Annotated in this window: 11 protein-coding genes; 2 read left to right on the top strand and 9 right to left on the bottom strand. The window is 70.5% G+C overall.

The window, feature by feature from the left end; genetic code table 11:
* Positions 1-6 precede the first annotated feature (6 nt).
* From DAI20_RS06450 to DAI20_RS06440, 3 genes are read right to left on the bottom strand one after another with little or no spacing between them, the layout of a single operon-like run.
* Positions 7-834: an ABC transporter permease gene (locus DAI20_RS06450; protein WP_240605945.1), complete on the bottom strand. Its 828-nt coding sequence runs from the start codon at positions 832-834 to the stop codon at positions 7-9.
* Positions 831-1730, bottom strand: coding sequence for an ABC transporter permease (locus DAI20_RS06445; RefSeq protein ID WP_240605944.1), 900 nt, complete (start codon positions 1728-1730; stop codon positions 831-833). Before DAI20_RS06445 ends, DAI20_RS06450 begins: the two co-directional genes overlap by 4 nt.
* Positions 1727-2653 carry an ABC transporter ATP-binding protein gene (locus tag DAI20_RS06440; protein WP_108249795.1) on the bottom strand — a complete coding sequence of 309 codons (927 nt, stop codon included), beginning with the start codon at positions 2651-2653 and terminating at the stop codon, positions 1727-1729. The genes DAI20_RS06445 and DAI20_RS06440 overlap by 4 nt, the downstream gene beginning before the upstream one ends.
* Positions 2654-2741: 88 nt before the next feature.
* On the opposite strand from DAI20_RS06440, the gene DAI20_RS06435 reads away from it, so the two are divergent.
* Together DAI20_RS06435 and DAI20_RS06430 are read left to right on the top strand one after the other, a co-directional pair.
* Positions 2742-2957, top strand: coding sequence for a hypothetical protein (locus tag DAI20_RS06435; RefSeq protein ID WP_240605943.1), 216 nt, complete (start codon positions 2742-2744; stop codon positions 2955-2957).
* Positions 2958-2991: 34 nt separating this feature from the next.
* On the top strand, positions 2992-4938 hold the full coding sequence (locus DAI20_RS06430) for an ABC transporter ATP-binding protein (RefSeq protein ID WP_108249794.1): 1947 nt from the start codon (positions 2992-2994) through the stop codon (positions 4936-4938).
* Positions 4939-5586: 648 nt separating this feature from the next.
* On the opposite strand, the gene recN is transcribed toward DAI20_RS06430, so the two are convergent.
* Genes recN through DAI20_RS18900 form a run of 6 tightly spaced genes read right to left on the bottom strand, consistent with a single transcriptional unit; the run spans position 5587 to position 12124 of the window.
* Positions 5587-7284 carry a DNA repair protein RecN gene (gene recN, locus DAI20_RS06425; protein WP_108250525.1) on the bottom strand — a complete coding sequence of 566 codons (1698 nt, stop codon included), beginning with the start codon at positions 7282-7284 and terminating at the stop codon, positions 5587-5589.
* The gene (locus DAI20_RS06420) at positions 7281-8249 is read right to left on the bottom strand and encodes an NAD kinase (RefSeq protein ID WP_108249793.1); all 969 of its coding nucleotides are present in this window, start codon (positions 8247-8249) and stop codon (positions 7281-7283) included. The genes recN and DAI20_RS06420 overlap by 4 nt, the downstream gene beginning before the upstream one ends.
* Positions 8204-9064: a TlyA family RNA methyltransferase gene (locus tag DAI20_RS06415; RefSeq protein WP_108249792.1), complete on the bottom strand. Its 861-nt coding sequence runs from the start codon at positions 9062-9064 to the stop codon at positions 8204-8206. The genes DAI20_RS06420 and DAI20_RS06415 overlap by 46 nt, the downstream gene beginning before the upstream one ends.
* Complete coding sequence (locus tag DAI20_RS18435) at positions 9009-9185, bottom strand: hypothetical protein (protein ID WP_159084948.1); 177 nt, start codon at positions 9183-9185, stop codon at positions 9009-9011. The genes DAI20_RS06415 and DAI20_RS18435 overlap by 56 nt, the downstream gene beginning before the upstream one ends.
* A 10-nt stretch (positions 9186-9195) precedes the next feature.
* A complete protein-coding gene (locus DAI20_RS06410) occupies positions 9196-10212 on the bottom strand; it encodes an HAD-IIA family hydrolase (protein WP_108249791.1) in 1017 nt (338 codons plus the stop codon).
* Positions 10193-12124, bottom strand: a complete 1932-nt coding sequence (locus DAI20_RS18900; RefSeq protein ID WP_240605941.1) for a primosomal protein — start codon at positions 12122-12124, stop codon at positions 10193-10195. The genes DAI20_RS06410 and DAI20_RS18900 overlap by 20 nt, the downstream gene beginning before the upstream one ends.
* Between the last annotated feature and the right edge of the window lie 182 nt (positions 12125-12306).

Below are 12306 nucleotides of genomic sequence, written 5' to 3'. Positions count from 1 at the left end.
TGCCGGTCAGTCCAGGAACAGCGCGCGCAAGCGCTTCGTCGTGAACACGAGACCCACCAGGATCATCACGACGAAGTAGAGCACGTGCCACAGCACACCGGCGTCCACGGCGCCGGTCGTCAGCCCGCGCATCAGCTCGACCGCGTGCCACAGCGGCAGGGCCTGGATGACCGTCTGGATCCACTCGGGATAGACCGACAGCGGGTAGAACGTCGCCGAGAACAGGAACATGGGCAGCATCACGAAGTTGATCCAGTCCATCTGCTGGAACGTCTTCATGTAGGAGGTGATAGCCATCCCGAAGCTCGCGAAGGCGAACGCGATGAGCACGACGGCGGGCAGCGCGAGGATGGCGAGCCAGGAGAGGTTCAAACCGAGCACCTGCATCACGATCAGGAAGCCCGTGGCGTAGACGGCCCCGCGCAGCAGGGCGAGCGCGATCTCGCCGAAGGCCACGTCGAGCGGCCCGAGCGACGTCGACAGCATCCCCTGGTACAGCTTCGTGTAGTTCATCTTGAAGAAGACGTTCCAGGTGGAGTCGTAGACCGCGCCGTTCATGGCCGACACGGCGAGCAGCGCGGGCGCGATGAAGGCGCCGTAGCTGACCTCCTGCCCGGTGGTCGTGCTCACCGAGCCCACGAGTTCACCCAGGCCGAACCCCATGGCGAGCAGGTAGAACACGGGCTCGAAGAATCCGCTGACCACGACGGTCCAGTTGGTGCTCTTCGTCGCGAGCAGGCCGCGGGCCATGACGGAGCGCGCGTTGCCCGCGTAGAGCGCGCGCAGGGACTGCGGCAGCGGGCCCGAGCGCCGCGTCCGCTCGAGCACGCTCACTTGTTCAGCCTCCGCGCCGTGACCCGGCGCGACGCCAGCCAGCCGAACACGAACCACGCCGCAAGGTAGAGCACGTGGGCGACGGTGAGCCAGATCGGCTCGGGCGCGCCGTAGCTGAAGACTCGGCCGAGCTCCGTGCCGTGCCAGAGCGGCGAGATCCAGCCGATCCACTGCAGGTATGCCGGCAGCTGGGCGAGCGGGAAGAACGTGCCCGAGAACAGGAACATCGGCGTGAGGCCGAACCGCATGAGCAGAGCGATCTGGCCGCTGTCGGTCTGCAGCGTCGAGACGTAGGACATGAGCACGGCCCCGACGGCCATGCCGGTGGCCACCGCGGCGAGGATGCTCAGCCAGCCGATCGGCGACGGCACCGCCCCGAACACCAGCATGAACAGGAAGTAGACGATGCAGCTCGGCACCATCCGCACGAGCACGGAGAGCATCTGCCCGTCGACGATCTGCCGCGGCGAGATGGGCGACGCGTTGATGGCGAAGAAGGTGGGATTCCACTTGAACGCGCCGAGGATGGGGTAGCTGAACTCTTCCGTGGCGATCGTCACGGCCGCGCTGGCAAGCAGAGCCGGCGCGACGAACGTCAGGTAGCTCACGGTGGCGCCCGCCCCGCCGACGTTGGCGTCGACGAGCGTGGCGAGCCCCACACCGAGTGCGAAGAGGTAGACCACCGGGTTGCCGATGCCCGTGGCGATGATGGTGCCCTTGTACGCCGCCATCGACCTGGTGCGGTGCTCGGCGACGTAGAGGGCGCCCCACCGGCGCGGCAGCGTGCCCGCGGCGATGGCGGCGCGCGCCATCTCCGACTGCGGGCCCTGCGCGCCGCGGCCCGACGCGCTCCCCGCCGCGACCGATCCGCCTCGCGGACTCTCCGTGCCGCTCACTCGATCAGGCTCCGTCCGGTGAGGCGGAGGAACACGTCCTCGAGGCTCGACCGGCGCACGAGGCTGGTCAGGGGATGCAGGCCGAGCTCCGTGATGTGGTTCAGCTCGGCCTCGCCGTCCTCGCTGTAGACGAGGATGCGGTCCGGCAGCACCTCGACGCGCTCGCCGATGCCCGCCAGCTGCTCGGCCACCTGCTCGTTGCGGTCGGAGCCGAAGCGCACTTCGAGCACCTCGCGGCTGGAGTACTGCCGGATCAGCGCCGCCGGAGAGCCCTCCGCCATGATGCTGCCCTTGTCCACGACGACGAGCCGGTCGCAGAGCTGCTCGGCCTCGTCCATGTAGTGCGTGGTGAGCACGAGCGTCGTGCCCTGCTCCTTGAGCCGGAACAGCCGGTCCCACAGGATGTGCCGCGCCTGCGGGTCCAGCCCGGTCGTCGGCTCGTCGAGCAGCAGGATGCGCGGGTCGTTGATGAGCGCCCGCGCGATCGTGAGGCGGCGCTTCATGCCGCCGGACAGGTCGTCGACCTTCGCCTTCACCTTGTCCTCGAGCTGGGCGAAGGCCATCAGCTCGTCCGCGCGCTGCTGCACGACCTTGCGCGGGAGCCCGAAGTACCGCCCGTACACGACGAGGTTGTCGCGGGCCTTGAGCTCGACGTCCAGGTTGTCGGCCTGCGGCACGACCCCGAGCTGCGATCGGATCTCCGGGCCGTAGTCGTTCGGGTCCAGGTCGAGGATGCGCAGGTCGCCGCTCGTGCGCGTCGACACGGCGCCGACCATCCGCATGGTCGTCGACTTGCCCGCGCCGTTGGGGCCGAGGAGCCCGAACGACTCCCCCGGCGCGACCTCGAACGAGATGCCGTCGACGGCGGCGAAGTCCTTGTACTTCTTCGTGAGGTCGGAGGCGACGATGACGGGCGCTGGCACGGCGCTACTCTAGCGGCGCGGCCCGACGCGGCGATCGCGTGTGTCAACTCAGATTGACAGCCGCACGGGCGTCAACTAGGGTTGACGCATGGACTCGAACACGATCACCGCGCTGGCGAGTGACGCGGGCTCCGAGGATCCCTACACGGCCCTCCGCGCCATCGCGAAGCTGCGGAGCGAACTCGACCGACTCGAGGGCGTCACCGTGCGGCGCGCCCGCAACGCGGGCTCGTCCTGGCAGTTGATCGCGCTCGCCCTCGGCGTGAGCCGTCAGGCAGTGCACAAGAAGTACGGACGAAGCTAGTTCCCGCGTCCTCTCCTCCCCAGAAAGAAGTTTCATGAGTACCGACACGTCGTCGCGCCCTGTCCGGAGCGCTCGACCCGCCCGTCCGGCCCGACCCGTCCGGGGTCGAGGACGAGGCCGCGGGGCGGACGGGGGCGACGAGGGTCCCCGCGCCCGCTTCTCGGATCTGCTGCCCTACCTCCTCGAGCACAAGAGGATCCTCGCCGTCGTCACGGTGCTCAGCCTCCTCGGCGCGGCCGCGAGCCTGGCGCAGCCGCTGCTGGTGAGCCAGGTCATCTCGGTCGTCCAGGCCGGCCGATCCCTCGGTCCGCTCGTCTGGGCGCTCATCGCACTCGTCGTGCTCAGCGGGCTCATCTCCGGGTACCAGCACTACCTGCTGCAGCGCACCGGTGAGAGCGTCGTCCTCTCGTCACGCCGGCACCTGGTCGGCCGTATGCTGCGCCTACCCATCAGCCAGTTCGACACCCGCCGCACCGGCGACCTCGTTTCGCGCGTCGGATCGGACACCACCCTGCTGCGCGCCGTGCTCACCCAGGGCCTCGTCGAGGCGATCGGCGGCACCGTCACGTTCATCGGCGCACTGATCGCAATGCTCATCATCGACCCCGTGCTCCTCGGCCTCACCGTGCTCGTCATCGCGGCGTCGGTGGTGACGGTCACCCTGCTCTCCGCCCGCATCCGGATCGCGAGCCAGAAGGCGCAGGAGAAGACGGGAGACCTGGCCGCGAGCGTCGAGCGCGCGCTGAGCGCGGTGCGCACGGTCCGTGCCTCGAACGCGACCGACCGCGAGGTCGCAGCCATCGAGAAGGATGCCGAGGCCGCGTGGAGCATGGGCATCCAGGTCGCGAAGATCTCCGCCCTCGTGGTGCCCGTCGCCGGTATCGCCATGCAGGTGTCGTTCCTCGTGGTGCTGGGCGTCGGCGGCTTCCGCGTCGCGAACGGCGACATCACGGTCGCGAACCTGGTGTCCTTCATCCTCTTCCTGTTCCTCATGATCCTGCCGCTCGGCCAGGCCTTCGGCGCCGTCACCTCGGTCAGCGCGGCTCTCGGCGCCCTCGGCCGCATCCGGGAGATCATCGCGCTGCCGAGCGAGACCGAGGGTGACCGCGAGCTCGCCCCGCTCGCGGTGACCACCGGAGCGCCGTACGAGGCCCAGCGGGCGGATGCGCCGGCGCTGGAGTTCGACGACGTCTCCTTTCGGTACGCGGAGGAGGCGGTGCGCGAGGCCGCCGATTCCGAGGGGTCGACCCCGGGCGCCCGGGCGGCCGCTCCCGTCACGGAAGCCGACCCGGAGGCCCGCGGACCCGTGCTCGAAAACGTCAGCTTCTCCGTGCCGCGGGGGAGGCGAACGGCCCTCGTCGGCCCGTCCGGGGCGGGCAAGAGCACGATCCTCGCCCTCATCGAGCGCTTCTACGACCCGACGGAGGGCGTCGTGCGCCTGGGCGGGCTCGACGTCCGCGCCCTCGACCGCGACGCCCTGCGTGCCCAGATCGGCTACGTGGAGCAGGACGCCCCCGTGCTTGCCGGCAGCCTGCGCGACAACCTGACGCTCGGCACGCCCGACGCCACAGATCAGCAGTGCATCGACGTGCTGCACGCGGTGAACCTCACCGAACTCCTCGAGCGCAACCCGCTCGGGCTCGCCGCGCCCGTTGGCGAGGAGGGTGTGATGCTCTCCGGCGGCGAGCGCCAGCGCCTCGCGATCGCCCGCACCCTGCTCTCCGCCCCGCCGATCCTGCTGCTGGACGAGTCGACCTCCTCGCTCGACGGGCTCAACGAGCAGCGGCTGCGCGAGGCCATCGACGCGGTCGCGGAGAACCGCACCCTCCTCGTGATCGCGCACCGGCTCTCGACCGTCGTGGACTCGGACCAAATCGTCGTGCTCGAGCACGGCCGCGTCGTCGGCATCGGCACTCACTCGGAGCTGGTGCAGACGACCCCGCTGTACCGCGATCTCGCGAAGCACCAGCTCCTCGTGTAGCGGGTGCGGCGGCGGTGGGTGCGTCCGCTGTGCGCTGTGGTTGCTGAGTCCGGCCTCGGTCGCGAGCTCCTGTGGTTGCTGGGCTGGGACGGTCGCTGAGCGACACGGCGGCTGAGCGAAACACGGTCGCTGAGCTTGTCGAAGCGACGCACCCCACGCCGGATCCGTCTCGTCCCTTCGACATGCTCAGGGATCGTAGCGTCCGTACCCGGCCAGCGACGCCGCCCTGCACCCCTGTACAACGCAGGCCGCCCATTCCCCAACACAGGCTCCCTCATAGGGAGTGACTGCCATCCCCGCGGAATCTGATGTGGAACCGGCTCTCAAAGCCTGCATTGCGTACTGGGCGAGCCTGTATTGGTGTATTGGGCATGGCCGCTCGATGACCTGAACGCGATTCAGGAGATCCGATGCGCCGCAACTCAGCGGAACCGGGTTGCGCACTAACGCAATTCAGCAGATTCACTCCACCGGCCGACGCAACTCAGCAGATCCGGGCCGCCCACTCACGCAACTCAGCAGATCCGGTTAGACCGTCGGCGCGTCGCGCCCAGCGGACGGCGTGTTGCCTGGGATCTGCTGAATTGCGCCGATCCCCGTGCCCCTGCCTGGGCAGGAAACACCCTGCCTGGGCAGGAGCACCCGCACCTAGCGGCTGAGGGCAGTCGCCGTCGCCACGAGCTCGCGGGCGTGCGCCAGCCCGCTCTCCGAGTCGGGGAGTCCCGAGAGCAGGCGCGCCATCTCGGCGATGCGCTCCTCCCCCTCGAGCCGCTGCACGCTGCTGGTCGTCACCGCGCCGTCGTTTCCCTTCGCCACTCGCAGGTGATTCGTCGCGAACGCGGCGACCTGGGCGAGGTGGGTGACGACGATCACCTGGGCGGACTGCGCGAGCCGCGCCAGTCGCCGCCCGATCTCGATCGCGGCCGCACCGCCGACACCGGCGTCGACCTCGTCGAAGATGAACGTGGGCACCGGGTCGCTCGCCGCCAGCACGACCTCGATCGCGAGCATCACGCGCGAGAGCTCGCCGCCGGAGGCACCACGGCCGAGCGGTCGCGGCTCCGATCCGGGATGCGGCCGCAGCAGGATGCTCACCGCGTCGCGCCCGTGCAGGCTCAGCTCGTCGCGCGGCTCCACCGTCACGTCGAGCGACGCGTCCGCCATCGCGAGCGCGCCGAGCTCCTCCGTCACGAGCCGGGCCAGCTCCTCGCCCTTTGCGGCGCGGATGCCGGAGATGCGGTCGGCCGCGTCCCACGCGGCCTTCTCGTCGTCCGCGACGAGGGCCTCGAGCAGGTCGATGCGGTCGGTGTCGCCGTCGAGTTCGAGCAGACGCGCGCTGCCGGTGTTCAGGTAGGCCAGCACGTCGTCGAGGCCGGGGCCGTACTTCCGCTGCAGCGACGACAGCGCGGCTCGACGATCCTGCACCGCCTCGAGCTCCCGGCTGCCGTCGGCGTCGAGGCCCGAGACGTAGCTCGCCAGGGAGGTCGCGACCTCGGACACGAGGAAGGATGCGCTGCGCAGCGACTCCGTCACGGCCTCGAGCTCGGGATCGTGGGATGAGACCCGGTCCAGCTGGCGGCGGGCCGAGTCGAGGAACGCGAGCGCGTCGGCAGCCTCGCCGACCTCCTCGCTCGCCAAGTACTCGTGCGCCTGGCCGGCGGCGAGGCGCAGATCCTCGAGGTTCGTGAGTCGGTCGGCGCGCTCGGCGAGCTCGGCGTCCTCGCCGGGCTGCGGGTCGACCTTCTCGATCTCCTCCATCGCCTCGCGCAGCTCCGCCGCCTCGCGCTCGCGCCGGTCGCGGTCCCCCACGAGCGTCTCGAGCTCGGAGCGGTTCTCCTGCAGCCGGCGGAAGACGGCCTGGTACTCGGCCAGCGGTCCCGCGAGCTCGGGCCCCGCGAAACGGTCGAGCGCCTCGCGCTGAGCGGTGGCGGACCGCAGGCGCAACTGGTCCGACTGGCCGTGGACGACGACCAGCTGATGACCGATCTCGCCGAGCACGCCGACCGGGGCGCTGCGGCCGCCGACCGTCGCCCGACTGCGGCCCTCCTGCGACACCGACCGGCCGAGGAGCAGCTCGCCGTCCTCGACCTCCCCGCCCGCGTCGCGCACGCGCTCGGCGACGGGCCCGTCCTCGCTCACGAACCAGCGGCCCTCCACGACCGCGCGCTCGGATCCGGACCGCACGGCTCCCGCGTCCGACCGCTCGCCGAGGAGCAGCCCGAGGGCCGTGACGACCATGGTCTTGCCCGCGCCGGTCTCGCCCGTGAGCGCGGTGAACCCGGGCCCGAGCGGCAGCGTCGCCGATCCGATGACCCCGAGGTCCCGGATGAGGATCTCCTCGATCACGCGGACCTCGCCGGATCGACCGGACCGCGCCACCCCTCGACCGGGAGGGCGAACTTGTTGACGAGGCGGTCCGTGAACGGAGCGAGCCGCAGGCGCGCGAGCCGCACGGGCACGTCGGAACGGCGGGCCTCGATGCGGGCGCCCGGGGGAAGCTCGGCGGTGCGGCGGCCGTCGCACCAGAGCACGCCCGTGCCCATGGTGCGCTGCAGCAGCTCGACCGCGAGCACGGAGTCCGGGCCGACGACGAGGGGGCGGGCGAACAGCGAGTGGGCGCTGAGCGGCACGAGCAGCATCGCGTCGACGCTCGGCCAGACGATGGGGCCGCCCGCGGAGAACGAGTACGCGGTGGATCCGGTGGGCGTCGACATGACGACGCCGTCGCAGCCGAAGGACGACAGCGGCCGGCCGTCGACCTCGATGATGACCTCGAGCATCCGCTCGCGGCTCGCCTTCTCGACGGTGGCCTCGTTGAGGGCCCAGGTGCGGCGGACGATGGTGCTGTCGACTGTCACGGTGACGTCGAGGGTCATGCGCTCCTCGACGGTGTACTCGCGGGACAGGGCGCGGCTCACGGTCTCACTGAGATCCTCGCGCTCGCTCTCCGCGAGGAACCCCACGTGGCCGAGGTTCACGCCGAGCAGGGGCACGTCTGTGCCGCGCACGATCTCGGCGGCGCGCAGGATGGTGCCGTCGCCGCCCAGCACGATCACGAGCTCGAGCTCCTCGGTGCGCACCTGCTGCCCGAGCACGTCGATGTGCGGCAGTGTCGGGCAGTAGCGGACGAGGTCGTCCTTCTCGTCCTCGCGCAGCACGGGCCGCACGTTCGCCTCGAGGAGACGGTTGATGACGCTCACGGACGCGTCCATCGAGTCCGCGCGTCCGGTGTGCGACACGACGAGGATGTGCCTGGCCGGATCGGTCACGCTCGCTCCACCCTCACCATGTCGTTGATTCGCTTCAGCCATTCTGTCGGATTGACGCCGAGAGCGGCGTTCAGCCGGATGAGGTACTCGTGGTTGCCGGCGCCGCCCACGATCGGTGACGGCACGACACCCGCGGTCCCGAGCCCGAGATCCCACGCCGACCACAGCACGCGGGTCACGGCGTCGGCACGGAGGTCGGCCGACCGGACGATGCCCTCGCGGATCCCGCCCCGTCCCACCTCGAATTGTGGCTTCACAAGCAGAACATAGTCGGCGGCGAGCCCGACTGCGGAGACGAGGGGCGGAAGCACGAGCGTGAGGGAGATGAACGACAGGTCGCCGACCACGAGGGACGGCGGCTCCTCGCGGCCGGAGTCGGCCACGAGAGCGTCGGCGGTGAGCTCCCGCACGTTCCTGCCCTCGACCACGATCACGGCGGGGTGGGCCCGCAGCTCCGGCACGAGCTGGCCGTGCCCGACGTCCAGCGCGATCACGGATGCCGCTCCGCGCTCGAGCAGCACCTGGGTGAAGCCGCCGGTGGAGGCACCGACGTCGAGAGCGTGCGCGCCCGCGACCCTGACGTCGGGGAACGCGTCGAGCGCGCCGATGAGCTTGTGCGCGCCCCGGCTCACGTAGGAGTCGGTCTGGGCCACGTGGATGTCCGCGTCGGGCGTCACGCGGTGGGAGGGCTTCACGATCCACTCGCCGTCGACGCTCACCAGGCCGTCGGTCACCAGCTTCGCCGCGACGGTGCGGGACCGCGCCAGGCCGCGGGACGCGAGCGCGGCGTCCAGTCGCTCGTCAGCCACGGGCGGCGGCCGCGTCCCCACCCTCGAGACGGGCGCGGAGCTCGTCATGCAGCTCGGCGAGTGCGGACGCCCGCTGGTCGAGCGGCCGGCCCTCTATCTCCTCGAGCCGAGGACGCAGGGCATCCGTCGCCAGGCCGTCCGCCTCGCCGACTTCTGCTTCGTACTCCACGCCTCCCAGATTACAGCGCCGTGTACAGCGACTCCGGGACCTCGAGGCCGTAGATCGCGCGACCCGAACCCCAGATGACGGCGCAGCCGGCGCGCAGCAGGTCGATGCGGCTCTTGCCGCGCTCGATCACGTGCACGCGGTCCCCGCGGATGCCGACGACGGCCCTGTTCACGGTCGCGGTCGCGCCGTCCTCCGAGAACCGCGTCTCCGGATAGGGCTCGTGCAGCTGGCGCAGGTCCTCGAGCAGGAACGTGGGGCGCGACTGCGCGTCGGCGGCGAGGGCCTGCTTGGCGCGGTCGATGCCGGTGAGCACGAGCACGGACGGCATGCCCGCACGGTTCGCGCCGAGGATGTCGGTGTCCAGGCGGTCGCCGAGGAACAGCGGCGAGGTCGCGCCGAAGCGGCGGGAGGCCTCCTCGAAGATGGGGACCTCGGGCTTGCCCGCCACCTTCGGCAGGCGACCCACGGCCGTGTGCACGGCGGAGACCAGGGTGCCGTTGCCCGGAGCCACACCGCGGCCGACCGGAATGGTCCAGTCCGTGTTGGTGGCGATCCACTGCACGTCCGCGTTGTGCAGCGCGAACGAGGCCTCGGCCAGCTGGGTCCAGCCCACCTCGGGAGCGAAGCCCTGGATCACGGCGGCGGGAGAGTCCTCGGCGCTGCGGGTGACCACGAATCCGGCGCGCTCCACCTCGTGCACGAGGCCGTCGCCGCCGACGACCAGGATGGTCGCCCCGGCCGGCACCGCGTCCGCGAGCAGCCGGACGGCCGCCTGCGGCGAGGTGACGACGTCGGGGGGCGTCACGCGGAGTCCGAGCGACGAGAGGTGCGCCGCCACCGTCGCATCCGTGCGCGACGCGTTGTTGGTGATGTAGCCGATGCGCACACCGGCGTCGGATGCCTGGTTCAGGCTCTCCACGGCGTGCGGGATGGCCGAGTCGCCGCGGTAGACGACGCCGTCCAGGTCGGCGAAGATCGCGTCGACACCATCGAGCGGGGTCGCCCCGTTATTTCTCCGTCGGAACATCCGCGTCTCCCTGCTCGTCCTGGTCGGCGGGATCGGTCGACTGCACCGGGTCCTCGTCGTCCTCGTCGTCCTCGATGTCCACGCCGGCGTCTGCCGCGTGCTCGTCGGCAACCGCGTTCGTGTCCGCGACCTCGTCCGCGACCTCGGAGGCCTCATCCGGCACGTTCACCTCGTCGAGGTCGTCCCCATTCAGGTCGTCCCCAACCAGGTCGTCCTCATCGAGGTCGTCCCCGTCCAGGTCGTGAGCGTCGAGGGCGTCGTCGTCGGGATACTCGGTCGGGTCGTCGACCTCGATGATCTCCACCGTCTCGTCGGCGCCGACGTCGAAGCTGTCGTCCAGCGCCTCCGCGGCCGCAACGGCACGGTCTCGCCAGACGCGCGCGTCGTCCTCGCGGCCCAGCTCCTCGAGCACCTCGGCGTACGCGTCGAACAGCGCGGGGCTGTAGGAGAAGGCGCGCGTGGGGTCGAGCTGCGGGATCTCGAGCTCCGCCAGGGCCAGCTCGGGCTGACCGAGGTCGAGGCGGGCGCCGGACATCGCGATGGCGACCGCCACCTGCACGGGCACCGGAAGGGTGTCCCGGGGCACGGACCGGCCGAGCTCGAGCGCGCGCTCGGGGCGGCCGACGCCGCGCTCGCTGTCCACCATCAGGGCGAGCTGGTCGTTCGATCCCGAGATGCGCCGCTGGGTGCGCAGCTCACGCAGGGCCAGCGCGAAGTCACCCGTTGCATAGGCGGTGATCGCCAGGGTCTCGCGCACGACGGCGATGCGACCGGCGCGACGGGCAGCGGACACGGCATGCCGGTGAGCCAGCGCGGGGTCCTCGTCGATGAGCATCGCTGCCATCGCGAGATGCCGCGCGACGCCGTCGGCGTTCTCCTTGCTGAGCGTCTTTAGCTCGTTGCGGGCGACGCGCTCGAGGTCGTTCGGCGTGACCGACTCGGGGATCTCCGGATCGTCGTGCTCGGGCCGCACGGAGCGCAGCTCGCGCTGACGCAGCTCCTCCTCGGTGTACTGGCGCTCCGCGCGCTGCGCATCGCGGTCTCCGCGCGCCGGCGCACCACGATGGGTCCACAGCTTCTGATCGCCGTCACGGCGACCGCGGTCACCGCCGTCGCGGGAGTACGGCTTGCGCTCTCCACCACCATCACGCGACCAGGGCTTCCGCTCACCTGAACCACCATCACGGGAGTACGGCTTGCGCTCTCCATCACCGTCACGGGAGTACGGCTTGCGCTCTCCACCACCGTCACGGGAGTACGGCTTGCGCTCTCCACCACCGTCACGGGAGTACGGCTTGCGCTCCCCGCCACCGTCACGGGAGTAGGGCTTGCGCTCCCCGCCACCATCACGCGAATACGGCTTGCGCTCTCCACCACCGTCACGGGAGAACGGCTTGCGCTCACCCGAACCACCATCACGGGAGTACGGCTTACGCTCACCCGAACCACCATCACGGGAGAACGGCTTACGCTCCCCACCACCATCACGCGAATACGGCTTACGCTCACCCGAACCACCATCACGGGAGAACGGCTTACGCTCCCCACCACCATCACGCGAATACGGCTTACGCTCACCGCCACCATCACGGGAGTACGGCTTACGCTCACCCGAACCACCATCACGTGAATACGGCTTACGCTCACCGCCACCATCACGCGAATACGGCTTACGCTCTCCCGATCGCTCGGGGCGCCCCGAGCTCGGGCGGTAGGGCCGTCCCTCGCTCGAGCTGCTCGGGCGCTCGTCGCGCGACCACGGGCGGCGATCTCCGTCCCGAGGTGCGCGATCGCTCGGCCGGCGGTTCTGGCCCCCGCGGTCCTGGCCGCCGCGATCGGGGCGACCCTGGCGCTCCGGCCGACCGCCGCCTCGCTGCTCGCGGTCCTGTCTGTCGTCGCCTGTGTCGCTCAAGGTTTTCTCCGGCCTGATGCTGATGCGCTCTGTGAAGGTCTGGTGTCGCACGACCAGTTCACCTGGTTGTGGGTTAAACAGCAATGGCCACCCCGGTGTCGGGGTGGCCATAGCCTTTGTGCAAGTTAAGTCCGGCGGTGTCCTACTCTCCCACAAGGTCACCCTTGCAGTACCATCGGCGC

Origin of the sequence: Planctomonas deserti, assembly GCF_003067705.1 — a bacterium.
In the GTDB taxonomy this organism is placed as follows: Bacteria; Actinomycetota; Actinomycetes; order Actinomycetales; family Microbacteriaceae; genus Planctomonas; species Planctomonas deserti.
Note: the sequence above shows the minus strand (reverse complement) of the source record. Positions and strands in the feature narration are given on the sequence as shown.

Coding starts and splice junctions, on each gene's coding strand:
- DAI20_RS06415 (WP_108249792.1), bottom strand. CDS start 9,064: ATGACGAGCTCCGCGCCCGTCTCGAGGGTGGGGACGCGGCCGCCGCCC.
- DAI20_RS06430 (WP_108249794.1), top strand. CDS start 2,992: ATGAGTACCGACACGTCGTCGCGCCCTGTCCGGAGCGCTCGACCCGCC.
- DAI20_RS06435 (WP_240605943.1), top strand. CDS start 2,742: ATGGACTCGAACACGATCACCGCGCTGGCGAGTGACGCGGGCTCCGAG.
- DAI20_RS06410 (WP_108249791.1), bottom strand. CDS start 10,212: ATGTTCCGACGGAGAAATAACGGGGCGACCCCGCTCGATGGTGTCGAC.
- DAI20_RS06420 (WP_108249793.1), bottom strand. CDS start 8,249: ATGGCTGAAGCGAATCAACGACATGGTGAGGGTGGAGCGAGCGTGACC.